Annotated in this window: 25 protein-coding genes and 1 tRNA gene; 19 read left to right on the top strand and 7 right to left on the bottom strand. The window is 68.3% G+C overall.

The window, feature by feature from the left end:
* The first annotated feature begins 90 nt into the window (after nt 1-90).
* The 7 genes from ACLJOO_RS18725 (at nt 91) to ACLJOO_RS18695 (ending at nt 8,993) form a co-directional block, all read left to right on the top strand.
* A complete protein-coding gene (locus ACLJOO_RS18725; protein WP_410788447.1) occupies nt 91-3,420 on the top strand; it encodes an Rne/Rng family ribonuclease in 3,330 nt (1,109 codons plus the stop codon).
* Nucleotides 3,421-3,591: 171 nt separating this feature from the next.
* The gene (rplU, locus tag ACLJOO_RS18720) at nt 3,592-3,909 is read left to right on the top strand and encodes a 50S ribosomal protein L21 (protein ID WP_133780972.1); all 318 of its coding nucleotides are present in this window, start codon (nt 3,592-3,594) and stop codon (nt 3,907-3,909) included.
* An 11-nt stretch (nt 3,910-3,920) separates the two neighbouring features.
* The gene (rpmA, locus tag ACLJOO_RS18715; protein ID WP_130381076.1) at nt 3,921-4,181 is read left to right on the top strand and encodes a 50S ribosomal protein L27; all 261 of its coding nucleotides are present in this window, start codon (nt 3,921-3,923) and stop codon (nt 4,179-4,181) included.
* A gap of 153 nt (nt 4,182-4,334) precedes the next feature.
* Complete coding sequence (obgE, locus tag ACLJOO_RS18710; RefSeq protein WP_410788446.1) at nt 4,335-5,918, top strand: GTPase ObgE; 1,584 nt, start codon at nt 4,335-4,337, stop codon at nt 5,916-5,918.
* Nucleotides 5,919-5,921: 3 nt separating this feature from the next.
* Nucleotides 5,922-7,049 carry a glutamate 5-kinase gene (gene proB / locus ACLJOO_RS18705; protein ID WP_410788445.1) on the top strand — a complete coding sequence of 376 codons (1,128 nt, stop codon included), beginning with the start codon at nt 5,922-5,924 and terminating at the stop codon, nt 7,047-7,049.
* A complete protein-coding gene (locus ACLJOO_RS18700; RefSeq protein WP_410788444.1) occupies nt 7,046-7,453 on the top strand; it encodes an HXXEE domain-containing protein in 408 nt (135 codons plus the stop codon). Before proB ends, ACLJOO_RS18700 begins: the two co-directional genes overlap by 4 nt.
* Before the next feature lie 259 nt (nt 7,454-7,712).
* On the top strand, nt 7,713-8,993 hold the full coding sequence (locus tag ACLJOO_RS18695) for a glutamate-5-semialdehyde dehydrogenase (protein ID WP_410788443.1): 1,281 nt from the start codon (nt 7,713-7,715) through the stop codon (nt 8,991-8,993).
* Nucleotides 8,994-8,997: 4 nt separating this feature from the next.
* Here ACLJOO_RS18695 and ACLJOO_RS18690 read toward each other — a convergent pair whose 3' ends face one another.
* Both ACLJOO_RS18690 and ACLJOO_RS18685 read right to left on the bottom strand, forming a co-directional pair.
* Nucleotides 8,998-9,657 (bottom strand): 4'-phosphopantetheinyl transferase family protein, encoded by a 660-nt coding sequence (locus ACLJOO_RS18690; RefSeq protein ID WP_410788442.1) that lies wholly within the window; start codon nt 9,655-9,657, stop codon nt 8,998-9,000.
* The gene (locus ACLJOO_RS18685; RefSeq protein WP_410788441.1) at nt 9,654-10,232 is read right to left on the bottom strand and encodes a PadR family transcriptional regulator; all 579 of its coding nucleotides are present in this window, start codon (nt 10,230-10,232) and stop codon (nt 9,654-9,656) included. The genes ACLJOO_RS18690 and ACLJOO_RS18685 overlap by 4 nt, the downstream gene beginning before the upstream one ends.
* Before the next feature lie 65 nt (nt 10,233-10,297).
* Here ACLJOO_RS18685 and ACLJOO_RS18680 point away from each other — a divergent pair, with 65 nt between their 5' ends.
* Nucleotides 10,298-11,185 (top strand): alpha/beta fold hydrolase, encoded by an 888-nt coding sequence (locus tag ACLJOO_RS18680; protein ID WP_410788440.1) that lies wholly within the window; start codon nt 10,298-10,300, stop codon nt 11,183-11,185.
* Here the strand turns inward: ACLJOO_RS18680 and ACLJOO_RS18675 are convergent.
* Entirely contained in the window at nt 11,172-12,035 is an 864-nt protein-coding gene (locus ACLJOO_RS18675) for a winged helix-turn-helix transcriptional regulator (RefSeq protein ID WP_410788439.1), read from the bottom strand. The two genes, ACLJOO_RS18680 and ACLJOO_RS18675, sit on opposite strands and share 14 nt — an antisense overlap.
* Before the next feature lie 88 nt (nt 12,036-12,123).
* Between ACLJOO_RS18675 and ACLJOO_RS18670 the strand changes: the two genes are divergently transcribed.
* Nucleotides 12,124-13,323, top strand: a complete 1,200-nt coding sequence (locus tag ACLJOO_RS18670; RefSeq protein ID WP_410788438.1) for an MFS transporter — start codon at nt 12,124-12,126, stop codon at nt 13,321-13,323.
* Here ACLJOO_RS18670 and ACLJOO_RS18665 read toward each other — a convergent pair.
* A complete protein-coding gene (locus tag ACLJOO_RS18665) occupies nt 13,256-13,705 on the bottom strand; it encodes an Lrp/AsnC family transcriptional regulator (RefSeq protein ID WP_410788437.1) in 450 nt (149 codons plus the stop codon). The genes ACLJOO_RS18670 and ACLJOO_RS18665 overlap by 68 nt on opposite strands.
* A 144-nt stretch (nt 13,706-13,849) precedes the next feature.
* Here ACLJOO_RS18665 and ACLJOO_RS18660 point away from each other — a divergent pair, with 144 nt between their 5' ends.
* From ACLJOO_RS18660 to ACLJOO_RS18630, 7 genes are all read left to right on the top strand, one after another.
* Entirely contained in the window at nt 13,850-13,978 is a 129-nt protein-coding gene (locus ACLJOO_RS18660; RefSeq protein ID WP_410788436.1) for a hypothetical protein, read from the top strand.
* 87 nt (nt 13,979-14,065) lie between these two features.
* Nucleotides 14,066-14,224, top strand: coding sequence for a hypothetical protein (locus tag ACLJOO_RS18655; protein ID WP_165546626.1), 159 nt, complete (start codon nt 14,066-14,068; stop codon nt 14,222-14,224).
* 21 nt (nt 14,225-14,245) lie between these two features.
* Nucleotides 14,246-14,857, top strand: coding sequence for a nicotinate-nucleotide adenylyltransferase (gene nadD, locus ACLJOO_RS18650; protein ID WP_410788435.1), 612 nt, complete (start codon nt 14,246-14,248; stop codon nt 14,855-14,857).
* 9 nt (nt 14,858-14,866) lie between these two features.
* Nucleotides 14,867-15,253 (top strand): ribosome silencing factor, encoded by a 387-nt coding sequence (rsfS, locus tag ACLJOO_RS18645; RefSeq protein WP_410788434.1) that lies wholly within the window; start codon nt 14,867-14,869, stop codon nt 15,251-15,253.
* Complete coding sequence (locus tag ACLJOO_RS18640) at nt 15,250-15,894, top strand: histidine phosphatase family protein (RefSeq protein WP_410788433.1); 645 nt, start codon at nt 15,250-15,252, stop codon at nt 15,892-15,894. The genes rsfS and ACLJOO_RS18640 overlap by 4 nt, the downstream gene beginning before the upstream one ends.
* Nucleotides 15,895-16,377: 483 nt before the next feature.
* A tRNA-Ala gene (locus ACLJOO_RS18635) sits at nt 16,378-16,450 on the top strand.
* A gap of 82 nt (nt 16,451-16,532) precedes the next feature.
* Nucleotides 16,533-17,552: an abortive infection family protein gene (locus ACLJOO_RS18630; protein ID WP_410788432.1), complete on the top strand. Its 1,020-nt coding sequence runs from the start codon at nt 16,533-16,535 to the stop codon at nt 17,550-17,552.
* 50 nt (nt 17,553-17,602) lie between these two features.
* Here ACLJOO_RS18630 and ACLJOO_RS18625 read toward each other — a convergent pair whose 3' ends face one another.
* Both ACLJOO_RS18625 and ACLJOO_RS18620 read right to left on the bottom strand, forming a co-directional pair.
* The gene (locus ACLJOO_RS18625; protein ID WP_410788431.1) at nt 17,603-18,766 is read right to left on the bottom strand and encodes a hypothetical protein; all 1,164 of its coding nucleotides are present in this window, start codon (nt 18,764-18,766) and stop codon (nt 17,603-17,605) included.
* A gap of 232 nt (nt 18,767-18,998) precedes the next feature.
* A complete protein-coding gene (locus tag ACLJOO_RS18620) occupies nt 18,999-19,904 on the bottom strand; it encodes an aminoglycoside phosphotransferase family protein (RefSeq protein WP_410788430.1) in 906 nt (301 codons plus the stop codon).
* Between the two features lie 366 nt (nt 19,905-20,270).
* Between ACLJOO_RS18620 and ACLJOO_RS18615 the strand changes: the two genes are divergently transcribed.
* Nucleotides 20,271-20,858, top strand: a complete 588-nt coding sequence (locus ACLJOO_RS18615; protein ID WP_410788429.1) for a GNAT family N-acetyltransferase — start codon at nt 20,271-20,273, stop codon at nt 20,856-20,858.
* Nucleotides 20,859-21,327: 469 nt separating this feature from the next.
* Here the strand turns inward: ACLJOO_RS18615 and ACLJOO_RS18610 are convergent, their stop codons facing one another.
* Entirely contained in the window at nt 21,328-21,864 is a 537-nt protein-coding gene (locus ACLJOO_RS18610) for an ATP-binding protein (RefSeq protein ID WP_410788692.1), read from the bottom strand.
* 278 nt (nt 21,865-22,142) lie between these two features.
* Between ACLJOO_RS18610 and ACLJOO_RS18605 the strand changes: the two genes are divergently transcribed.
* On the top strand, nt 22,143-22,934 hold the full coding sequence (locus tag ACLJOO_RS18605; RefSeq protein ID WP_410788691.1) for a class I SAM-dependent methyltransferase: 792 nt from the start codon (nt 22,143-22,145) through the stop codon (nt 22,932-22,934).
* A 65-nt stretch (nt 22,935-22,999) separates the two neighbouring features.
* A complete protein-coding gene (locus ACLJOO_RS18600; RefSeq protein ID WP_410788428.1) occupies nt 23,000-23,947 on the top strand; it encodes a cyclase family protein in 948 nt (315 codons plus the stop codon).
* Nucleotides 23,948-23,950 lie beyond the last annotated feature (3 nt).

Here is a 23,950-nt window from a genome sequence, read left to right as displayed (position 1 = left end):
GTGAGGCGAACCGTGACCGCCTTGTGGCCGCGCCGGACCCGTGACAGGGGTCGCCGGATGCGCCGGAAGGCTTGAGGAGACCCGCACTACATGCTCGACAACGAGCCGACCACCGAAGCAGCCGGCACGGCTGCCCCCGCCCAGTCCGCCGCCACTCGCAAGACAGCGAAGACGGCCGCGAAGAAGACCACCACGACGCGTAAGCGCGCCGCGACGAAGACCGCCGAGCCCGCCGCCGAGGCGGCCGCGCCGGCCAAGAAGACGGCCGCCAAGGCGACCGCGAAGAAGGCCCCGGCCAAGAAGGCCGCGGCGACCCCCGCGAAGAAGGCCCCGGCCGCCAAGAAGACGGCCAAGCGCACCACCAAGAAGGCCGCCTCCCAGGAAACCACCCTGTTCGAGGCGCCCCTCGAGACCTCTGCCGAGGCCGCCCCCGCCGCGGACCCCGCCCCGGCGAAGAAAACCACCCGCAAACGCACCACCAAGAAGACCACCGACGTCCCAACCACAGACACCTCCGCGCCCGCTGAGGCTGCTGAGGTTGCTGAGGCGCCGGTTGCGAAGCGTAGTTCTCGGCGCCGTACGACGAAGTCCGCCGCGGCAGCGGCCGACTCCACGGCGTCCGACGCCCCGACCACGGCTCCCGACGCTCAGACGGCGGCTCCCGTGGCTCAGACGGCTTCTGAAGCTTCCGTGAGCGCCGAGACACAGGCGGAGGCGCCGAGTGCTCGGCGTACGCGCCGTCGGCCGGCTGCTGCTGCGGCGGTGCTGTTCCAGGCGCCGACCGACGTACCGCGGGCCGGCGAGCCCGCGAAGACCACCCAGCCCAAGGCCGGCCAGTCCACCACCAGCCAGACCAAGGCCAGCCAGCCCGCCCAGGCGCCGACCGGCGCGGCGGACACGGCGGATGCGGCAGCCCAGAGCGCCCCGGAGCCGGGTGTCGATGAGCAGCCGGCAGGTACGCGCCGTCGCCGGAGCCGTCGTGGCCGCGACGCCGAGGCCGAGCCGACCACCGATGACGCCCCGCAGACCGTGAGCGCCGAGCAGACCGACGGCGAAGCCGACGCGAAGCCCGAGGGCCGCTCCAGCCGCAGGACCCGGACCAGGACCAACGCCAAGACCGCCGCCAAGAGCGACGACACCGACGACGACATCACCGACGACACCACCGACGCCGACGCGGAGTCCGCCGACAGCACCGCCGACGGGCAGGGTGAGGACGGCGAGGAAGGCACCCGCCGTCGCCGCCGTCGTCGTGGCGGTCGCCGTCGCCGCAAGTCCGGTGACGCGGACGGCGCGGAGGACAACGCCGACGAGCAGTCCGACGACGAGGACGACGAGTCCGAGCAGGACACCGACGCCCAGGCCGCTGACGCCGACTCCGACGCCGAGGCCGACACGGACGAGGACGGCGAAGCCGGCGGCAGCTCGTCCCGGCGTCGCCGCCGTCGTCGCCGCCGCAAGGGCGAGGACAGCGTTGCGTCGCCCGACGACCCGGACGAGACCGTCGTACGGGTCCGTGAGCCGCGCAGCAAGACCGTTGCGAACGAGGTCACCGCGATCGAGGGCTCGACCCGACTCGAGGCGAAGAAGCAGCGTCGCCGCGAGGGTCGCGCCGCCGGCCGCCGCCGCGCGCCGATCGTCACCGAGGCCGAGTTCCTGGCCCGGCGCGAGTCGGTCGAGCGGACGATGGTGATCCGGTCCCGCGAGGACGTCACCCAGATCGCGGTCTCCGAGGACAACGTCCTGGTCGAGCACTACGTGACGACCGCGGAGCAGACGTCGCTGATCGGCAACGTGTACCTCGGCCGCGTGCAGAACGTGCTGCCCAGCATGGAGGCCGCGTTCATCGACATCGGCAAGGGCCGCAACGCGGTGCTGTACGCCGGTGAGGTCGACTGGGCGACCCTTGGTGGCGCCAACGGTCCGCGCAAGATCGAGCAGGTGCTGAAGTCCGGTCAGTCGGTACTGGTCCAGGTGACCAAGGACCCGATCGGCCACAAGGGCGCCCGCCTCACGAACCAGATCAGCCTGCCCGGTCGGTACGTCGTGTACGTCCCGCGCGGGGGGAACGGCGGTATCAGCCGCAAGCTCCCCGACACCGAGCGGAACCGGCTGAAGACGATCCTCAAGGACATCGTCCCGGACGAGGCCGGCGTGATCGTCCGGACCGCCGCCGAGGGTGCCTCGGAGGAGGAGCTGACCTCCGACGTCAGTCGCCTGCAGGCCGCCTGGGAAGAGATCGACAAGAAGTCCAAGAACGGTCAGGCCCCGCAGCTGCTGTACGGCGAGCCCGACCTGCTGATCCGCGTCGTACGCGACCTGTTCACCGAGGACTTCGCCAAGCTGGTCGTCTCCGGCGACCGTGCGTACGACCAGGTCCGCGAGTACGTCGAGGGCGTCGCGCCGCACCTGGTCGACCGGCTCGAGAAGGCCCAGAGCGACGTCTTCTCGGACTACCGGATCGACGAGCAGATCAAGAAGGCGCTGGACCGCAAGGTCTGGCTGCCGTCCGGCGGCTCGCTGATCATCGACCGCACCGAGGCGATGACGGTCGTCGACGTGAACACCGGCAAGTTCACCGGCTCCGGCGGCAACCTCGAGGAGACCGTCACCAAGAACAACCTGGAGGCGGCCGAGGAGATCGTCCGGCAGCTCCGGCTCCGCGACATCGGCGGCATCATCGTCATCGACTTCATCGACATGGTGCTCGAGTCGAACCGCGACCTGGTGCTGCGCCGGCTGGTCGAGTGCCTGGGCCGCGACCGGACCAAGCACCAGGTGGCCGAGGTCACCTCGCTCGGCCTGGTCCAGATGACCCGGAAGCGGATCGGCACCGGCCTGCTCGAGGCGTTCAGCGAGAACTGCGACCACTGCGGTGGCCGCGGGCTGATCCTGCACGACGAGCCGAAGGAGTCCCGTCGCCGCGACGGCCGCAACGGCCAGAACAACGGCAGCGGTCAGAACAACGGCAACGGTCAGGACCAGAAGCCTGCGCAGGCGGAGGAGGGCGGCCGCAAGAGCTCGCGCCGCCGCCGCGGCAAGGGCCGGGGCGAGGACGAGCAGACCACCGAGCCCGAGGCGCCGCAGCACAACGGCGACGCCGCCCAGAGGCTGGCCCAGATCGCCGCCGCCTCCGCGAAGGCGGACGAGCAGGCCGAAGGTACGCCGGAACCCACCGGCTACCCGGTGTCCGCCGGCGCCGACGACCACGTGAGCCCCGAGGCCACCGGCTTCCCGACCCCGGAACCGGCCGACCAGGCCGCCCCGGAGGTATCGGCCGAGGCTGCGGAGGCATCGGACGCGGCGCAGAACGGCGCCCCGAGGAGCACCCGGCGGCGGCGCAGCAGCCGCAGCCGGAGCAAGACCGCTACCGACAGTGAATCGACCGAACCTTCGGAACTCGTCACCACCGGTAGCTGACGCGATGTGATGTGGGTCCCTCACGGGGCGGGGTAGCCAGTTTGACCCGCCTGTGAGGGGACCCGTAAACTTGAGCGTCGGCGCGCGGTTCCGCGTGCCATGTTTGTGTGGGCCGCCAGGTCTGTGCAGGCCCCCGTTAGTTTTCCGATCCAGCAGAGAGTGAGATCCACGGTGTACGCGATCGTGCGCAGTGGCGGCACCCAGCAGAAGGTCGCCGTCGGCGATGTCATCGAGATCGACAGCCTGACCGACCAGGTGGGCGACACTGTGTCGCTGCCGGCGGTCCTCGTCGTGGATGGCGACACCGTGACGGCCGACGCTGCGGCGCTGGCCAACGTGGCCGTGTCGGCCGAGGTCCTGGGCCGCACCAAGGGCCCCAAGATCCACATCCTCAAGTACAAGAACAAGACCGGTTACCGCAAGCGCCAGGGGCACCGTCAGCACTACACCCAGGTCAAGGTCACCGCGATCGACGCGAAGAAGAAGTGAGCTGATCTGAGATGGCACACAAAAAGGGAGCAGCGTCGACCCGTAACGGTCGCGACTCCAACGCCCAGCGCCTCGGCGTGAAGCGGTACGGCGGTCAGCTGGTCAACGCCGGCGAGATCATCGTCCGCCAGCGCGGCACGCACTTCCACCCGGGCAACCTGGTCGGCCGTGGCGGCGACGACACGCTGTTCGCGCTGGCCGAGGGCCACGTGGAGTTCGGCACCCGGCGCGGTCGCCGCGTCGTCAACATCGTCCCGGCCCCGGCGGAGTAACACCGCCACCCGGTACGTTTCACAAGCTCTGAGAAGGGCGGGTCGCGGAATACCGCGCACCCGCCCTTTTGCTGTCTAAGGCAAGGACCAGAGCAAAAACAAAGAACCCTCGCTCCGCTCGGGGTGGGGGAAGACAGGAAGTAGAGAACACCGATGGCAATCCCCAGTTTCGTCGACCGCGTCACGGTGCACGTCACCGCGGGCCGCGGCGGAAACGGCTGCGCCTCGGTGCACCGGGAGAAGTTCAAGCCGCTCGGCGGCCCTGACGGCGGGAACGGCGGCGACGGCGGCAGCGTGATCCTGCGCGTCGACCCGGATACCACGACGCTCGTCGACTACCACCGCTCCAGCCACCGCACCGCGACGAACGGTGCCCAGGGCAAGGGTGACAACCAGGCCGGCAGCAACGGCGGCGACGTGGTCCTCAGCGTCCCGGACGGCACCGTGATCAGTACGGCGAGCGGCGACGTACTGGCGGATCTGGTCGGACCGGGCGCGGAGTTCGTTGCGGCGCAAGGCGGCAAGGGCGGCCTGGGCAACGCGGCGCTGGCGAGCAGCTCGCGGAAGGCGCCCGGCTTCGCGCTGCTCGGTGAGGAGGGCGAGGAGCGCACCCTCGTCCTGGAGCTGAAGGTCGTCGCCGATGTCGGCCTGGTCGGGTTTCCGAGCGCCGGCAAGTCGTCGCTGATCGCCGCGATCAGCCGCGCGCGGCCGAAGATCGCCGACTACCCGTTCACCACCCTGATCCCGAACCTCGGCGTGGTCGTTGCCGGTGACACCACCTTCACCGTCGCCGACGTACCCGGTCTGATCGAAGGCGCGAGCGAGGGACGCGGGCTCGGGCACGACTTCCTGCGGCACGTGGAGCGGTGCGCGGCGCTGGTGCATGTCATCGACTGCGCGACGTACGAGCCGGGCCGGGACCCGTTGAGCGACCTCGACACGATCGAGGGGGAGCTCGCGGCGCACGGTGGCCTCGAGGACCGGCCGCGACTCGTTGCCCTGAACAAGATCGACGTACCGGACGCCCGCGAGATCGCCGCGATGGTGCAGGCCGAGCTGGAGGAGCGCGGGTACCGGGTGTTCCCGATCTCGACCGCGTCGCACGAAGGCCTGGAGGCCTTGAAGTTCGCGATGGCCGAGATTGTCGTACGGCGGCGTGCGGAGCAGGCGAAACCCGACACCACGCGGATCGTGATCCGGCCGCAGGTGCAGGGCGGGCCTGAGTTCAAGGTGAAGAAGCTGCCGGACGACGGCGGCTGGCTGGTGCAGGGCCAGAAGCCCGAGCGCTGGGTGCGGCAGACCGACTTCGCCAACGCGGAGGCGACCGGGTACCTCGCCGACCGGCTGAACCGGCTCGGGGTCGAGGACGAGCTGCTCAAGCTCGGAGCGAATCCGGGCGACGCGGTCGTGATCGGGGACGGGCCGAACGCGATCGTGTTCGACTTCGCGCCCGACGTCCAGGCCGGTGCGGAGATCCTCGCCCGGCGCGGTGAGGACCACCGGCTCGAGGAGGATCGTCCCGCGGCGCAGCGGCGGCGGGCGAAGGACACCGAGTACCACGCCTTCCGCGAGGGGGAGCGTACCGAGGACTGGTCGGAGTACGGCCGGAACTGGGACGCCGACGAGGTCGACCTGTCCCCGGCTGAGGCGAAGCGAGCAGCGGACGCTGCGGCGAAGTTGGCGCGCAAAGAGGCGCGCGAGCTGGCGGCGCAGGAGGAACTCGACCAGAACGGTTGATCCATGACGGTGCATCCCAGGACCGGGCGCGCGGAGGCTGTGAACGCCACGCGAATCGTCGTGAAGGTCGGCTCGTCGTCGCTGACCCAGCGCGGCAAGATCGACCTCGAGCGGCTCCGGCTGCTCGTCGACGCCATCGCGGCGCGCCGGGTGGAGGGCGCCGAGGTCGTCCTCGTCTCGTCCGGCGCGATCGCCGCCGGCCTCGCCCCGATGGGGTTGCGGACCCGACCGCGTGACCTGGCGACGCAGCAGGCCGCTGCTTCGGTAGGCCAGGGATTGTTGATGGCCCGCTACAGCGATGCCTTCGCGGCGCACGGTTTGCGCGTCGGGCAGGTACTGCTGACGGTCGACGACGTGACGCGCCGATCGCACTATCGCAACGCCTACCGGACATTCGCGCGGTTGCTCGAGCTGGGCGTCGTACCGATCGTGAACGAGAACGACACGGTCGCGACCACCGAGATCCGCTTCGGCGACAACGACCGGCTCGCGGCGCTGACCAGTCATCTCGTGCACGCCGACCTGCTGCTCCTGCTGTCCGACGTCGACGGCCTGTACGACGGGGATCCGCGCAAACCCGGTACGTCGATGGTCACCGAGATCCGTGGCGCCGCCGACCTGGAGCCGCTCGCGATCGGGAAGACGGGCACGTCGAGCGTCGGGACGGGCGGCATGCAGACGAAGGTCGAAGCAGCCGCAATCGCTACGGAGGCAGGGATTCCGGTGATCCTGACCTCCGCCGGGCGGGTCGGCGAGGCGCTCCGCGGGGAGCCCGTCGGCACGCTGTTCCACCCGACCGGCCGGCGCCGCAAGACGCGCCTGCTGTGGCTGGCACATGCCACGTCGGGCCAGGGCATCCTGCGGCTGGACGAAGGAGCAGTCCGCGCGGTGACGCAGCGCCGTGCGTCGCTCCTACCGGCCGGAATCACCGCAGTAGAAGGCACTTTCTCCGCCGGCGACCCGGTCGACCTCGTGTCGCCCACAGGTGTCGTCATCGCCCGCGGCCTGGTGAACTACGACGCCTCCGAACTCCCCAACCTCCTAGGCCGCTCCACCCGAGACCTGGCCCGCGAGCTCGGCGCGGCGTACGAACGCGAGGTAGTCCACCGCGACGACCTGGTCCTGTTGTGAAGAAGGTGGCGTGGGTGCTGCCGATGTCACGCGGCGAGGCAGCGACCGCGATTGGGCTGACCGGCGTGGCGATGGCCGCCGCGTCGGCCGCGGGCGCAGCAACCAATGGCCGCAGCAAGGTCTTCCAGGCTTCCCTGATGGGCTTCGGCCTGCACGCGGGCACCCACCTCGCCCAGTCTGCTGTCCTCCGCCGCTACACCCCCCGGCCTGATCACGACTCCGCTGGTGGTCATCCCGTTCAGCGCGTGGGCGTGGCAGCGACTGAAGACCGAGGGCGTCCCCGATCGCCTCGACCGACCGGCGGCTCGCTGTGGCGTTGGCGGCAGTTGTCCCGCTGGCCCACGCGATCGCCCGCCTTCCCCGCCTACGCCGATCGCCACGCCATCACAATGAGCGACCGGTGACCGCCGCCACGCTCGGCTGAGCGCTGGGCGAGCGATTGTGATGGCCTGGCGATCCTGACCCCGCGCCTGCCGTGGAAGCCGCACGCGCCGGACCCGCCCGACCCGCCGGACGCGCCGGCTCCTGCTCCGGCGGCGGATCTCCAACACTCACCAACCTGGCCGGACGGGCTGTCCGTCGGAGTGGCGGGCGTCCGGGGCTTGGGGTCGTCTGGCGAGATCGGGGTCCTTCGCCGTGAGTGTGGGGCCATACGATGGAGGGGTGAGCGAGATCATCGAGTTGGCGCGGCGGGCGCGGGTGGCGTCGTACGCGTTGGCGGAGGCGTCCCGGGCGACCAAGGACGCGGCGTTGCACGCGATGGCGGCGGCGCTGCGGGCGAACACGGACGCGATCGTCGCGGCGAACGCGAAGGACGTGGCGGCGGCGCGGGATGCCGGTACGCCGGAGTCCACGGTCGACCGGCTGGCGCTGAACCCGGCGCGGGTCGACGCGATGGCGGCCGGGCTGGAGCAGCTCGCGGGGCTGGCGGATCCGATCGGTGAGGTCGTCCGGGGGTACACGCTGCCCAACGGACTCGAGCTCCGGCAGGTGCGGGTGCCGTTCGGTGTCGTCGGGATCATCTACGAGGCCCGGCCGAACGTGACGGCCGACGCCGCGGGCATCTGCCTGAAGTCCGGCAACGCGGTCCTGCTGCGCGGTTCGTCGTCGGCGGCCGCGTCCAACGAGGCGATCATCGCCGTACTGCGGGAAGCGGCCGAGTCGGCCGGGCTACCGGCGGACGTCGTACAGGGCGTGCCGACGGATCGGGCCGCGGTGAAGGAACTGATGCAGGCGCGCGGGCTGGTCGACGTACTGATCCCGCGGGGCGGCGCCGGGCTGATCCAGACCGTGGTCAGTGAGTCGTCGGTGCCGGTGATCGAGACCGGGGTCGGCAACTGTCACGTGTACATCGACGCGGACGCGGATCTCGACCTCGGGCTGGAGATCCTGCTCAACTCCAAGACCCAGCGCCCGAGCGTGTGCAACGCCGCCGAATCCCTGCTGGTGCATGCGTCGGTGGCCGACGAGTTCCTGGCCCGCGCGCTACCCGCCCTCGCCCAAGCCGGCGTCACCGTCCACGCCGACCCCAAGATAGTTGCGATCAGCAACAACCACCCGACGACGGACGCGGCCGCCGTCGAGGGCGCGGTGGTGGAGGCGACGGAGGAGGACTTCGGGACGGAGTACAACTCGCTCGATCTGTCAGCTGCCGTCGTCGACTCGCTCGAGGACGCGGTGCAGCACATCCGCCGGTACAGCTCGGGTCACACCGACGCGATCATCACCCGCTCGCAGGCGGCCGCGCGCCGGTTCACGACCGCGGTCGACTCGGCGGCGGTCGTGGTGAACGCGAGCACCCGCTTCACCGACGGCGGCGAGTTCGGCTTCGGCGCCGAGATCGGCATCTCCACCCAGAAACTCCACGCCCGCGGCCCCATGGGCCTCCCCGAAATGACCTCCACCAAGTACGTCGTCACCGGCGAAGGCCAAATCCGCACCTAGTAACTCACCCGAGTAACCGCGCCCCGTCATGCACCTGCACGACGGGGCGCTCGGCTGAGATCACCGCAAGTGCAGCACGGTGCTCTGCCCCCACCTCCAGATCCAGCACCTGAACACCATCTGGCACCCTGCCGCGCAGATCTCCGCGTAGTCCTGCGCCGGTTGCCTTCACGACTGCCTCTTTCCGCGTCCAGTACGTCGTGAACGCCCGCGCCTTCGCCATCCCGTCGTACCCGCTCAACTCGAGCACTTCCGTGTCCGTCAACGCAACCCGAGCCACCGCGTCGACATCCACCCCCAGATCGACCTTCTCCACATCCAGCCCCACCGGCCGATCCGCCACCGCGACCCCCGCCAGATCCCCCGAATGCGTCACCGACAACTCCACCCCCGCAGCCCGCACCTTCCCATGCGGCTTCCCGCATTCCGAGCAGGTCCGGTCCAAAACAACCTTTGCCGCAGGCAACGAAAACCTCTCCGCCAGCACCCGCCGAACCAACGTCACCCCCAACAGGAACCGAGCCCTGTCCACGTCCCGCAGATAGGCCGCTAACCGCCCCCGCTCGACGTCATCCAGATCCCGAACAAACTCGTCCCGAGCCTCCCCAACCCCCACCCACCAAACCTCAACCCCCGCCCCGACCCCGGTCCGGGTTGTGCTCATACCGGGCCTGGGGTCCAGGTGAGGGTGCCTGTTCGGAGGTCGTGGAGGACTGAGTCGATCCACTTCGCCTCAGCAACGGCGACCGCGACCTGGTACTCCGTCTCGAGCAGCGCGAACCGGGGGATCGGCTGCCCGTCCACCTCCGACCGCAGCTCCAGCTGCAACTCCGCGATCCGCTTGGTCAACCGCTCGCGCCGCTGACCAAGCAACTCACCCGCGGTCTCCGGCGGTAGCAGCATCACGAACGACAACCCCGCCGGGAACTCCGGGAACTCGTTCCGCGGCGTCGTCAGGATCTCCGCCAGCCACTCCAGGCAGACCTCCCGCCCCTCGTCGGTCAGGTGGTAGACCGTCCGCTCCGGATACCGCTCGTCCTGCTCGATCGCGCCGGCCGTGATCAGCCCGGCCTCCTCCAGACGCACGATCATCCGGTACAGGCTGGTCCGCTGCCCGACGTTGACCACCTGGTCCTTGCCCCATTGCTTGATCTGCCGCTGGATCCCGTACGGATGCATCGGCCCGTTCTCCAGCAGGCCAAGGATCGCCAGCGCCAGCGTTGAGCGTCGAAAAGTCACACCTCCACCATAGGGGACAAAGAAACTAGTTGCAATGTAACTAGACCGCATGTAACTATCGATCCATGAGAGCAGCAGAATTGACCCAAGGCACAGTCACCTCCCGCGACGGCACCGAGATCGGCTACTACAAGACCGGCGAAGGCCCGGCCGTCGTCGTCCTGCACGGCAGCATGGAGTCGGCCCGCAGCCATAGGTTGTTCGCGGAGGCGCTGGCGGACGAGTTCACCGTCTACCTCCCGGACCGCCGCGGCCGCGGACTCTCGGGCCCGCACCAGCCGGACCACAGTGTCCGCACCGAGGTCGAGGACCTCGACGCCGTCCTCAGCGCAGCCGGAGCCGAGCGCGCGTTCGGCATCAGTGCCGGGGGAGCGGTCGTCCTGGAGGCAGCCCGCACTCTCCCGAACCTCAAGCAGATCGCGCTCTACGAGCCGGCGATCGTCGCCGACGGCGCACCGCATCGCGAGTGGCTGGCACGGTTCGACCAGGAGATCGCCCGGGGCGATGTCGCCGGAGCGATGGTGACCAGCATGTTCGGCTTCGAGATGGCCCCGGCGTTCCTCAAGGTGATGCCACGCGGCCTGCTCCGCTGGACGACCGAGAAGATGATGGTGAAGGAGGAGCGCCAGGCCGACGCCGGCACGATCACCATGCGCCAGTTGGCACCCACCCTCCACGCCGAGGGCACGATCGTCGCCGAACTGGGCGGCACCTTCGACAACTTCCGCACGGTCGACGCCGAGGTTCTGCTCCTCGGCGGCACGAAGGGCCTTCCAGGACTCAAGCCCGGCCGGGCAACCCTGGAGAAGGTGCTACCGCGCGTCCGCCGCATCGAGTACGACGGCTACGACCACGGCTCGTCCTCGGATCCCGGCGGCGTCAACCCGACCGGCAAGCCCGAGGTGGTAGGGCGCATCGCCGCCGACGTGAAAGCGTTCTTCAAGCAGTCGTGAGCGCCCAGTCCACGGCATCCGCGATGTCGGTCACCGGGTATCGCACCGCCTGCACCACCCGGTCGGCGCCCACCACCAGCACGACCCGCTTCAACCGCTCGTACCCGCCGGCCCGGAACGTCGGCAACCGCAGCGCCGCCACCAGTTCCAAATCGAGATCGGACAGCAGCAGGTGTGGGATTTCCTCCGCCCGAGCGAACGCCTGCTGCTCGTCGGTCCGCTGCGTACTCACCCCGCGGATCGCGATCCGCTTCGACGCGAAGTCGTCGTACCGGCCCGCGAAGAGCCGATTCTCCAGCGTGCACCCGGCCGCTCCGACGATCTCGTCCCACCCATCCGGTAGCCGGGTCGGCAGCCCGGTCGCCGGGTAGCCGAAGAGCACGGTCGCCCGCGCGTCCGGATCCACCACGTCAACCGTCGTACCGGCGATTGACGGCAACGCGACGTACGGCACGCGTTGACCCACCAACTCCTGCAGGCGTTGCGCCGGCGGTTCGTCCGCGGTGTTCGTCCCGGTGAGCGACCCGTCGCCGAGCAGCCAGCGATCGCCCCAGTCCTGCAGCGCGACGAGCACGGGCAGCAGTGCGCGCCCGCGCGGCGTCAGCTCATAGGCGTACCGCGTCGGCCGATCCTGGTACGCCGACCGCTCGACGATCCCGCTGTCCAGCAGGCCGTTCAGCCGCTCGGTCAGCACCTTCCGCGAGATGTGCAACGACCCAGCCAGCTCGTCGAACCGCGCCAGCCCGCGCGCCAGATCGCGGACGATCAGCAGCTCCCAGCCGTCGCCGATGACGCCGAGGGACTGCGCGATCGCACAGTCCGGCTCGGGTGAGAAGGTGCTCCGCCGCACGTCCGCCCTCCTTGGAATCCCGGTTGCCGTCACAGTCGCCGGTCGAGTAAGTTCCCGACAGGAACTCACTGTACCGGAGGGGGCGGACGTGTACTGGCGCCGGATCGCGGAGCTGCCCACCTGGCTCAAGGCGGTGATGGTCGGCCAGCTCGTCAACGGGGCCGGAGCGCTCGCCTGGGTCTACCTCACGCTCTACCTCGTCGAGGACCGCGGCATGTCGGCGCAGCACGCCGGTTTCGCCGCGGCGGCGTACGGCGTCGGCCTGGTCGGCGGCAACCTCGGCGGCGGGTGGTTCGGCGACCGGTTCGGTCTGCGTACGGCGGCGCTCGCGAGCCAACTGTTGTGGGCGATCGCGTGCGCCGCCATGCCCTTCGCTCCGGGAGCGTCGCTAGCTTTTCTAGCAGCGCTAGCGGGCCTGTTCGGCGGCGCCGGTCGGCCGAATCTCAGCGCGCTCGTCGCCACCTCGCTCCCGCCCGAACGCCGCCGCGAGGGCATCGCGCTGTCCCGCACCGCAACCAACGCCGGCTTCACCATCGGACCGCCCCTCGGCGGCCTGCTCGCGGCGTACGACTTCTCGCTGGTCTTCTTCGTCGACGCCGTCACCAGCCTGGTCATGGCCGCGATCGTCTGGCGCTGGGTCCCGAACGCGCGGCGTACATCAGGATTGTCGACAACTGGATTGTGGACGTCGGTCCTCAAGGATCGTGCGGTCCTGATGGTGCTCGCGACGATCGTGGTGGTCGACACCGTCTACCGGCAGATCTTCGCGACGATGCCGCTGCTCCTGCGCGATGCGGGTACGCCGGCCGTCGCGTACGGCGTACTGCTCGGGGCGAGCTCGGTCGTCATCGTCCTGTTCGAGGCGCCGATCGCCGTACGCCTCCAGGGGCATCGTGCAACCCGCGTGATCGCGGCCGGCTTCGCGTGCATCGGCCTGGGCCTCGCGATCATCGGCGTCTGGCCGGCGCTGGCGGGGGCCGCACTCGCGATCGTGGTGATGACGGCGGGGGAGATGCTCTACAAGCCGACCGCCACGGCCCATGTGGCCGATGCGGCGCCGGAGGGGATGGTCGGGCGGTACTCCAGCCTGTACGCCGCCGCGTCGATCAGCGGCATGTTCCTCGCGCCGGCGATCGGAGGTACGGCGTACCAGCACGCGCCGCGACTGCTCTACCCCGTGGCCGCGGGCCTCGCGATCGCTGCGGGCGCCGTACTGCTGCTCACTCGGGCAAAGGCGCGGGACGTCCTTCCCAGCGAGTCGACAGCACAACCGTCGTCCGGGTCCTGACCACGCCGTTCACGCGGCGCAGCGAGCCGACCACAGCCTCGAGCTGCGTCACGTCGGCCACTCGAACCTTGACCACGAGCTCCTGGTCGCCGGCGACGAACCAGCAGTCCTCGACCGTGGGGATCTCACGGACCTGTTCGACGATGTCGTCGGTCTCGACGTCGTCGCGCTGGAACAGGCCGATCAGCGCGCTCGTGCCGAGGCCGACCTGGTCCGGGGCGACCACCGCGCGGTAGCCGAGCAGTACGCCGCGCTCCTCGAGACGCCGTACCCGCTCCTGGACGCTCGGGCCGGACAAGCCGACCACCCGGCCGAGTTCGGCCCAGCTGGAGCGGCCGTTCAGCCGGAGCGCCTCGATCAGCTGCCGATCGATCGCGTCCATGACGCCTCCTGTTCACCGCAGATTCTAAGGCCTGGAATGTCCTGTGCCTTTAATTCGTTTGTGAGAGCGTAACTCTTACCGTACAATTTGAGGTACCGGGGACAGTCCGCCCCGGCTCCGCCGTACCAACCCTGTGAAGGAACCATGATCACCCCCGAAGTCGCCCGTGCCCGTATCGACGAGATGCATCGCGCCGCAGCGCAGGCCCGCCGCGCGCACGCCGTACCGTCTGCCTGGCGCCGGCTGCTGACCCGCAACACCCGCCACAGCTGACTCTTCCTATCGCGACCGGTGTCCCACGGCGAGTGTCCGGGCCACCGGTCGCTGTCGTTCCGGCGGTCACGAGATAGGCTCTGCCTCATGTTCACGCTCCTGGTGCCGCAGGTCGCGGCTCTCGAAGAGGCCGCGGTCGAGGCTTCGCATATCTCGAAGTGGTGGTACGGCGGGTTCGCGCTCTTCGTCCTCGTCCTGCTGCTGCTCGTCACCGTCATCATGGGCAAGGGCCGGCCGCACAGCTGAGCGGCTTGCTGAAGGGCTGACGTGGCTTTTGTGGAGCGGGTACGACGCATCGGCGTGATGGGCGGCACGTTCGACCCGATCCATCACGGCCACCTGGTCGCGGCCAGCGAGGTGCAGTCGTACTTCGACCTCGACGAGGTGATCTTCGTCCCGACCGGCCAGCCGTGGCAGAAGTCGGACCGCAAGGTCTCCCCGCCCGAGGACCGGTACCTGATGACGGTCATCGCGACCGCGTCGAACCCGCGGTTCTCGGTCAGCCGGGTCGACATCGACCGGCCCGGTCCGACGTACACGATCGACACCCTGCGCGACCTGTCCAGGCTGTACCCGGACGCCGAGCTGTTCTTCATCACCGGTGCCGACGCGCTCGCCCAGATTCTGACCTGGCGGGACGTCGACGAGATGTTCAAGCTGGCTCAGTTCGTCGGCTGTACGCGGCCCGGTACCGAGCAACTCGAACTGCCGCTGGACCAGCTGCCGATGAATCGGATCACCCTGCTCGAGGTGCCGGCGCTGGCGATCTCGTCGACCGAGTGCCGCGCCCGGGTCGCCAAGGGCAACCCGACCTGGTACCTGGTGCCGGACGGCATCGTCCAGTACATCGCCAAGCGTGAGCTCTACACCAACCGTTAGGACGTTTTTATGCCTGCCAGTGAACGCGCCATCGAGCTGCTGACCGCGGCCGCGGAAGCGGCCCACGACAAGAAGGCCGAGAACGTCCTCGCCTTCGACGTCTCGGAGCAGCTCGCCATCACCGACGCCTTCCTGGTCGCGTCCGCCTCCAACGACCGCCAGGTCCGCGCGATCGTGGACGCCGTCGAGGAGAAGCTCCGCGTCGACTTCGACGCCAAGCCGGTCCGCCGGGAGGGCGCCCGCGAGGGCCGCTGGGTGCTGCTCGACTACCTCGAGATCGTCATCCACGTCCAGCACGACGAGGAGCGCTCGTTCTACTCGCTGGAGCGCCTGTGGCGCGACTGCCCGGTCATTCCGCTGCCGTCGCCCGTCCCTGGTTCGGCTTCGGCGGAATGACCGCGGGCCGACTGATCGTCTGGCGGCATGGCCGGACGGAATGGAACCTGCAGGACAAGATCCAGGGCCAGGCCGACATCCCGCTCGACGCGGTCGGCGTAGCACAGGCACGCGCCGCGGCCGCGCGGCTCGCGTCCCTCGATCCCACCCGGCTGTTCGCCAGCGACCTGCAACGCGCCGCGTCCACCGCGGGTGAGCTCGCCGTACTGACCGGTCTGAAGATCGAGTACGACGAGGCGCTCCGCGAGATCGACGTCGACGACTGGGCCGGCCTCACCCGGGCCGAGCTCGCCGCCCTCAACCCCGAGGCCGAAGCCCGGATGCGCAACGGCGAACCCCAGCGCCGTGGCTCCAACGGCGAAACCGTCGAAGAAGTCGCTGATCGGTTCGCCGACGCGCTGTCTCGGATCTCTGCGGAGGGAACCTCCGAAGACACCATCGTGATCGCCACCCACGGCCTCGCGGCCCGCGTCGGCATCTGCCTGTTCCTCGGCATCCCGCAAGCCAACTGGCCCGCGTTCGGAGGCCTCGCCAACTGCAACTGGGTCTCCCTCCTCCCCGGCCGCGCCGGCTGGCGAATCGAAGAATGGAACGCCGGCTCCCTCCCCGAACCAGTAATGAGCGACGACCCCCAACGCTAAGAAGTACTGCGCGACACCGCCCAAAGGACACCGCTCCGCGGCGACAGCTCTCTTGCGCCTCCGGCGACGCGCGACCTGCGTCGCAGCCGCACTGTCCACGGCGTACGAACTGCGGTTGAAGGGCAGCGGACACCGCTTCGCGGCGACTGTCTTCTGGCCGCCTTCGGGCGCGCGCGGACTGCTCGTTCGCTCACTGCCCGTGGCGGATCGGATGCACGCACTGTGCGCCCACGACCAGGGGCGGCTTATCCGCGTGGAGGGGGGCGGCAGGGCATCGGCTGCGACAATTTCCTGTCTGCTCGGGAGCCCCGAGCCGCACCGCGACGTACCGTGAACTGCGGACAGAACCGTGCAGATCAGGCGCTCGTCGTACCCGCTTGCAGACCGCAAACAGCCTGTCGTGTACCTCACCAGCCCCACGAGGGAACCGATTTTTCTTTGCCGCCCCTCATCCGCTAAGCTTTCGGAGTCGCAAGACACCGCGGGGCTTTGGCGCAGTTGGTAGCGCGCTTCCATGGCATGGAAGAGGTCAGGGGTTCGAATCCCCTAAGCTCCACCGCAGCTCAGAGGCCGGTTTCCCCACTAGGGAGACCGGCCTCCTTCGTGACCTGAGTGTCTAGCAGAGCAAGGATGTGATTGTGGCCGGCAGCGACCACGGGCGCTTTGAGGTGATCCGCCCGGACTACCTTGCCGACGAGTACTGGGACAGCATTGAAATCGAAGTCACTCGGCTGAGTCGTTCCCTGGACGCTGGCGATCAGTCCGAGGCCTTGGGAAACCTCAAGTGCCTGGCCGAGGCGGTCGCGAAGGTCGCGCTGGACATCGCAGGCAAGCCTGCCGCGTCGAACGCATCGGTCACAACCGTCATCTCCGCCGCCCATGAGGTTCTCCGGACACAGCCGGGCCATGAACTCACGTTCGAGACTCCGTATGCCAACATCGCGACGAACGCATCCAAGATGGCTGCCCAGTTGGCCGAGATCCGCAACACTTACGGCGGTGGACATGGCAAAGCGCGTCAGCCTCGCGTCCGTGACGAGATGGTCGACCTCACCATCGACGGAACACTCACTTGGGTTCGTTGGGCAGTACGTCGGCTCGGGTTGTTTGCGAAGGGACAGCCCACCGAACTTATACGCGACCTCATCATCGAGAACCAGAGCTTCTACAAGGGTGATTTGGCCGAACGTCTGCGCGCCACGGGGCTCCCTCGACTTGAGGAGCGTCACCAGCGCTCGATCGGCATCGCCGTGGGGCAGCGGTCGGCCCAGCACACCTTCAACGTGTACCTCGAAGGCGTACAACCGGCCCAAACGTCGGCCGACCTAGATGTGTGGACCCCGCTGTTCCGCCTCGGCGTCGCGCAGGGTCTCCTGCAGGGCACTGATGAGGTCCCGACCGCCACGCTGACGAATATCGTCCGCGCCGTAGCAGTTCTTCTTCCGGTAGAGGGACACGTCGAGGAAGTTAGCGAGATCGTTGACCAGGCCCTCGACACGTTTGAGGCACCTGTCGACCTCATGGCGCAGGCGGAAAGCGTCCGCGAGAACACTAGGGACCTGCAACGGCTGGCCTCGAAGGGCGGCCCGAACCATAGGACAGTGGAGCGGCTTCTTGTTGGCCTCCGCGAGCGATTCCCCGAGATCTGGGTGCTGTAGCTCGCACGACCGCAGGCGGCCCGGATGCTGATGCCGGCCCGTGCCGTTGGTCAGTCGTCGAAGTCGGGCGGGCCGAAGCACCACGTGGCGTCAATGCCGAGCGCGTCGAGCGCGGGGGCGCGTCCGGTTGGCTGGGGGTCCTGTATGCCGACATTCACCGGGTCTGCCCAGCTGATATCGCCAACAACGGTGGCCGCCGGGTCCAATGTGGCCCATAGGGTTGGTGTTCTAGTCGCCAGGGTGTAGAGGTTCAGGTCCGCGGCGACGATCACATTCGGGTTGTGGGACCGGCGCCAGCCGTTCTTGGTGCGCCAGTGTCCGTCGGTATGGAGTTCGGCCGGATCCACGACGCTGGCGGGCGGCAACGCACTGACGCCGTGCACCACGGCGGACACGTCGTAGTCGCGCGTTGGGAACTCCGTGTTGCTGAGCACGGCGGTGACTAGCGGGAACGGCAGCTTCGTTCCGTACTTGTTTGCTTTCGAGTCGAGAGCACGCCGGAGACCTGTCTTGTTGTCTACTCCCTTCGCCCGCCCTGAACCGCGTATCCCAATGAGCGGTGATCCGCCGGAAACGCTGCTCTTCGTCGGCAACGCCTCGAAGCTCAGGAGCCATCCATCGTCCTCGAATCGGAGGGTTGGACGGGGAGTGCGTCCGACGGCTTCGGCTTGCGCGGCCAGCCCCACCAGGTCCAGTGAGCCGATCCACCGGAGGAGCTGATCTCGCAGCCTGGTGGCACGAACTGGTCTCGTTCCGACCTGGTGGTGTTCGAAGCTCAACGTGACTCCGTCAACGCGCACCTGGTCGAGGATCATCTCGAGTTCTCGCAGTCGCCTATCAGCAGCCACGTGTCTTGGTGGACGGCCGACCGCGACCGCCTCCAGGTAGTACGGTGCCGGCCCGTGAACCAGGAAGTCGGGGTGCTTGGAGGTGCCAGGAACGTCCGGGTGGATCTCCACTTGATGACCGGACCCAGTCTCGACGACGTAAAGGTACAACTCCCACAGAGCGCTCTCGAATGTGTCGTCTCCGCCCGTGAGGTTGCCGACGATGCCGGAACGATGCTCGGCGGGAACCCGGCCGACCCACGTCTCCAGGAGATCGCGGACGGGATCGAAGAACGTCGACCCAGTTCGGTCCAGGAAGCCGAACGAAGTCTCGTTTGCCCTTTTCGGGGACCTGTCCACCCGAGTCCTATTCGCGAACATCGTCACGGCCTCACGCTACCGACGGCCACAACCCGTTGGAATTCTCCGGGCACCGAAAGGCTGCGCGAGCTGGCGTCTGGCAGACGTCAGCAGGAGACCGATCTGCTGACGTGTAGTGACCAGATGTGAATGGCATGGAAGAGGTCAGGGGGTTCGAATCCCCTAAGCTCCACCGCAGCTCAGAGGCCGGTTCTCCACTCGGAGAACCGGCCTTTTCATGACCTGAGTGACTTTGGGCTCACCGAGGGGTTGCGAGGACCTTGCCGACGGCGTGTCGCGCGTAGTTCGTGAGCGCCGGGTTGGTGTCCTTGAAGTACCGCAACACGATCACGGCCTGGGACAGTACGCGCCCGCGTCCGCGGAGCCAGGTCGCGTCGTCCACGTGCAGCGTGGCGCGGAACTCGTCGTGGACGTTCGCGGGCAGCAGGTGCCATGCGGGAAACAAGTCGCACGCCGGATCGCCGACACCGCACGTCTCGAAGTCGAGCACCGCGGTCAGCCGGCCCTCCGCCGACACGAGCAAGTTGCTCGGCGTCAGGTCCGAGTGCACCCACACCTCGCGCCCGTCGTACGGCGCCGCGAGCGACTCCTCCCACGACGCCAGCGCTGCGCGAGTGTCGATCAGGCCATCCAGCTCGCCGATCGCCTCCCGCGTCGAGGAGTCCATCGAGACCATCGGAGCTCGCGTACGTCGCTCGCCCGGATACACCGGCTGCCGGTCCGGCAGGTCGATCCGCCGGAACGCGTCGACGAACGCCGCGAGGTCCGTCGCCAGCCCCCGCGGATCGGCCAGCGCGTCGGCGGAGGGGTGCGTACCGGCGAGCCAGCGGTGGACGGACCACTCGCCCGGGAACGCGTCGGTGGGTGAGCCGATCGCCTCGACAGAAGGGATGGCCACAGGCAGGAACGGCGCGAGTGCCGCGAGTTTCGCCTGCTCCCGTTGCACTATGTCGGTGATCGAGGGCCGGAGCGGCAGCCGTACGGACAGATCGGTACCGAGACGGTAGATCGCGTTCACCAATCCACTGGAGGCGACCGGCTCCAACGGCAACGCGGCCCACTGCGGGAACTGCGCGGCCACCAGCTCGCGGACGAGCGGCGTGTCGATGTCGGCCGGGGCGGCCTGGATCTCGCGGGGACTCACGAGCCCATCCGATCGATCGGACCAGTCCGCCGTCAACCGGATATTCAGATCCTGCCAGGCGGTAGATCTCCGCGACAGCGAACCGAGTGTCCAACTGAGCGACAACGGGGTTGTATCGCACCCGACGTACATGGACGTTGGTGGATCGAGTTGAGGCGTTCGCTGTAGGCCGCTCGGTGGCTTGGTGTGAATGGCATGGAAGAGGTCAGGGGTTCGAATCCCCTAAGTTCCACCGCAGGTCAGAGGCCGGTTTCCCCTTCGGGAGACCGGCCTCTTGCATGACCTGAGTGACTACCGGTTTCGGGGCAGGATCTCGTCCATCGCTACCGGACGCAGAACGTCCGCAATCGGGCGTACGTTGTCGGCATGTCCGACTTCACAGTCAAGGCGCTCACGCCGGAGACGTTCGACGACTTCGCCGCTCTCGTCGAGCGGAACAAGGGCATGTTCGCCAGCTGCTGGTGCACGCATTTCCATCCCGACTGCGCGGAGAAGGGCCAGACCGCCGAGGGGAACCGGGCGCTCAAGAAACGTCTGGTGGCCGACGGGATCGCGCACGCGGCGCTGGTCTACGACGGCGACCGGGCCGTCGCCTGGGCGGAGTACGGATCACCCGAGGAACTGCCCAACATCCAGCACCGCAAGGAGTACGTCGCCACTGCCGAGCGACTGCCCGACTACCGGGTCACCTGCATCCTGGTCGAGCGCGGCTTTCGCGGTCACGGCCTGGCGGCGATCGCCCTGCGCGGAGCGGTCGAGCTGATCGCCCAGGGCGGCGGCGGCCTGGTCGAGGGCTACCCGCACGACACCGGCGGGGTCCGGAAGAAGAACTCCTCGTTCCTCTACAACGGCACCCGCACGATGTACGAGCGCGAGGGCTTCACCTACGACCGGCCAAAGGGCCTGGGCAACTGCGTGATGGTGCGCGAGGTCGCCCCGAGCAGGCGCGACTGAACCGGTCCCTCGCTCCACGCGGAGACGACGGCTACCCGGCATCGCGCCGTCTCTACGAGTCGCTCGGCTTCTCCACGATTGCGCGTACGTGCACACTCTCGTGGGGACCTTTGGCGGGCTCTCGCGACTTGATCCGCAAGCCGCACGCCCACCGGTCCCTGAGACCCAGCGTGGATGGCAGCCGGCCGATGACCGATTGGGAATCCCCTTCTGGGGCAAGGTGATTAGCCCAGCCGTCGAGCGTGAGCATGCTTCCGGTGCTGATCTGGAGAAGATTTCGCCGGTAAGCGGCACCGGGTGCGGTCCGGTCGTCGTTCGGTGGTCAGGTGTGAATGGCATGGAAGAGGTCAGGGGTTCGAATCCCCTAAGCTTCACCAGCAGTATCCGCAAGTCAGGAGGCGCTTTCGCCCCTGGCCTGTTGTTGCGGTCCCGTTGGAGCGATCTGGGAGCCGCTTGCGGACGAGGAACGTCAGGCGACTGCCGGTGGCCAGCGATGGTTGCGCCACTTGTCCCAGGTTGCGAATCCGGCCGGTGGGGCATCGATGGGTTCGGTGCCATCCAGTTCGCCTGGTGTTGGGATCTCGATGGTGGCGGCCCACCCGGCGAGTTCCTCGTCCGACATGGGCCAGGTTGTGTGTGGTGCTTCGGCTTGTCGCTGGTCGAGTCGTTTGCGTTGCTCGGCTGCGGGGAGTTCGAAGTACCGCATCTCTACTATCGCGCCGATGTCTGCTGCGGCCCGGCGTAGGGCGGAGCGCTCGTCTCGACTCCAGAGTCCGTAGTCGATCACGACGTTGTTGCCGAGTTCGAGAGCGCGGAGGCCGATCTGGATCAGCCGTCCTTCGATCACGCGCTGGGCCGCGTCCGGGTTCGCGTGCCCGTAGAGAGCCTTCACCCATTCGTCTTTCGTCAGGCGAAGCGCTCCGTGCTCGATCTCTATGCGCCGCGCGGCAGTGGTCTTCCCGGTGCATGGAAGTCCCACGGTCAAGAACAGTGTTGGTTGCGTCATCATCAGCGCCCATCCAAGCAGATACCTCATCGCTGGATCGGCTCATGGCGCGATCGTCGCAGCAGATCACCTGGTGGACGGGTGTCGGATACCAGTCGACAACTCGCAACAACCAGGAAGCCGAGAACGAGTTGTCGGTAAGGGAACGAGTGTCGTCCCGCCGTGGACAGCTCGGTGCCCGGTAATTTCGTTGAGCGCGCACCCTGGGATCGTGTTGGCTAGCGGGACTGAGCTGTCAGTGCCGTAGGTGTCCGGTTGGATGTAGCAGGGAGTTGAACGTGCAGGACGATGGTGTCGACCCCGTTGCCCACAATCGGGCGGCCTGGGACAAGTATGTTCAAGAGGGCAACGAGTGGTCGACGCCGGTGAGTGCTGAGGATGTCGAGCGCGCCCGCAGGGGCGACTGGTCGATTGTTCTCATCGGGTATGAGCCAGTCGATCGCTCCTGGCTGCCGACGGACCTGACCGGCAAGGACGTGTTGTGCCTGGCTTCCGGCGGTGGCCAGCAGGGTCCGATCCTTGCCGCCGCAGGGGCGCGGGTCACCGTGTTCGACAACTCACCCGGCCAGCTCGGCCAGGACCAGATGGTGGCGGCGCGTGACGGACTCGAGCTGCGCACCGTCCTAGGCGACATGCGCGACCTCAGCGCGTTCGGCGACGCGACATTCGACGTCGTATTCCATCCGGTCTCCAATCTGTTCGTACCAGACTTGGCACCGGTATGGCGTGAGTGCTTCCGCGTCCTGCGACCGGGCGGAACTCTGCTCGCGGGCTTCCTCAACCCTGATGTGTACTTGTTCGACCACGAGGCGCTCGACGAGCGCGGCGAGCTGATCGTCGTGCACAAGCTGCCCTACAGCGATGTCACGCAGTACTCCGCCGAGGAACGCGCCACGAAGTTCGGCGCGGATGCCGCTCTTGAATACAGCCACACCCTCACCGACCAGATCGGCGGGCAACTCGCCGCGGGGTTCGCCCTCACCGGCTTCGCGGAAGCGCCGCACCAATCCGACGCCTCCGCTGAATACATGTCGCACTATTTTGCAACGCTGGCGGTCAAGCCGGGCTGACCCAGCCGTGGCCTGGCGATGTAGTTTCATGCCAGTTCGGCGGGTCTTGGAGGAGTGATGGTGGGATGACGGCAGGGCGACCGACGCAGGACGACGTGCTCGGGTACTTCGACGTGTTGTCGAACTGGGGGCGGTGGGGTGATGACGACGAGCTCGGGACTCTGAATCACATCACTGACGACGTGCGGCTGGCGGCGGCGCGGGCTGTGCGTCATGGGCGGAGCGTGTCGTGCGGCTGGGAGGTCGCCGTACCGGAGGAAATGGAGCGGTCGACGACGTCGTGCCCGTGCGCTGCCGACATGCCGGGTGCCGAGAACATGCCGGCTGCGTTCCACAACGATCGCCACTGGGGTTTCTCGAACGAGCGGCTCGGCATCTTCTTCCACGGCAACACGATCACCCACCTCGACTCGCCGTGCCATCTCTTCTGGGACGGCAAGATGTACAACGGGCGGTCGCACTCGTTGGTCGACCCCGCGACGGGATCGGCGTGGGCGGCCGTCACGGCGGCGGCGAACGGGATCGTCACGCGTGGTGTTCTGCTGGACGTTGCGGCGGTCCGCGATGTGCCGTGGCTGGAACCCGGTGACGGCGTGTTTCCCGAGGATCTCGAGGAGGCCGAGCGTCGCCAGGGTGTGCGGGTGCAATCCGGCGATGCGGTACTCCTGCGGACCGGCTACGGCCGCGTCAGGCACGAGGCCGGTGCGGCCGGCGGTTTCACGCAGGCCGGCTGGCACGCGTCCTGCCTGCCATGGCTGCAGGAACGGGAGGTCGCGTTGATCGGCGCCGACACGCCCCAGGACGTACAGCCGTCGGGGTACGACGACGTACTGATGCCCGTGCACGCCGTGAGCCTCGTTGCGATGGGGCTGTGGCTGCTCGACAACTGCGACCTGGAGGAGTGCGCGACAACGGCTGCCGAGCTCGGCCAGTGGGACTTCCAGCTCGCGGTCGCCCCGGTCCGCTTCGCCGGTACGTCGGGAAGCCCGGTCAACCCGATCGCCACATTCTGACCG

The organism is Kribbella sp. C-35 (assembly GCF_046549195.1).
Lineage (GTDB): Bacteria > Actinomycetota > Actinomycetes > Propionibacteriales > Kribbellaceae > Kribbella.
Note: the sequence above shows the minus strand (reverse complement) of the source record. Positions and strands in the feature narration are given on the sequence as shown.

What these genes read in the sequence shown, in the direction of transcription:
- ACLJOO_RS18660 (WP_410788436.1), top strand. Translation starts at nt 13,850, where the DNA reads ATGATCACCCCCGAAGTCGCCCGTGCCCGTATCGACGAGATGCATCGC.
- ACLJOO_RS18610 (WP_410788692.1), bottom strand. Translation starts at nt 21,864, where the DNA reads ATGACGCAACCAACACTGTTCTTGACCGTGGGACTTCCATGCACCGGG.
- ACLJOO_RS18600 (WP_410788428.1), top strand. Translation starts at nt 23,000, where the DNA reads ATGACGGCAGGGCGACCGACGCAGGACGACGTGCTCGGGTACTTCGAC.
- ACLJOO_RS18640 (WP_410788433.1), top strand. Translation starts at nt 15,250, where the DNA reads ATGACCGCGGGCCGACTGATCGTCTGGCGGCATGGCCGGACGGAATGG.
- rpmA (WP_130381076.1), top strand. Translation starts at nt 3,921, where the DNA reads ATGGCACACAAAAAGGGAGCAGCGTCGACCCGTAACGGTCGCGACTCC.
- proB (WP_410788445.1), top strand. Translation starts at nt 5,922, where the DNA reads ATGACGGTGCATCCCAGGACCGGGCGCGCGGAGGCTGTGAACGCCACG.
- ACLJOO_RS18725 (WP_410788447.1), top strand. Translation starts at nt 91, where the DNA reads ATGCTCGACAACGAGCCGACCACCGAAGCAGCCGGCACGGCTGCCCCC.
- ACLJOO_RS18680 (WP_410788440.1), top strand. Translation starts at nt 10,298, where the DNA reads ATGAGAGCAGCAGAATTGACCCAAGGCACAGTCACCTCCCGCGACGGC.
- ACLJOO_RS18665 (WP_410788437.1), bottom strand. Translation starts at nt 13,705, where the DNA reads ATGGACGCGATCGATCGGCAGCTGATCGAGGCGCTCCGGCTGAACGGC.
- ACLJOO_RS18615 (WP_410788429.1), top strand. Translation starts at nt 20,271, where the DNA reads ATGTCCGACTTCACAGTCAAGGCGCTCACGCCGGAGACGTTCGACGAC.
- ACLJOO_RS18690 (WP_410788442.1), bottom strand. Translation starts at nt 9,657, where the DNA reads ATGAGCACAACCCGGACCGGGGTCGGGGCGGGGGTTGAGGTTTGGTGG.
- rsfS (WP_410788434.1), top strand. Translation starts at nt 14,867, where the DNA reads ATGCCTGCCAGTGAACGCGCCATCGAGCTGCTGACCGCGGCCGCGGAA.
- ACLJOO_RS18655 (WP_165546626.1), top strand. Translation starts at nt 14,066, where the DNA reads ATGTTCACGCTCCTGGTGCCGCAGGTCGCGGCTCTCGAAGAGGCCGCG.
- obgE (WP_410788446.1), top strand. Translation starts at nt 4,335, where the DNA reads ATGGCAATCCCCAGTTTCGTCGACCGCGTCACGGTGCACGTCACCGCG.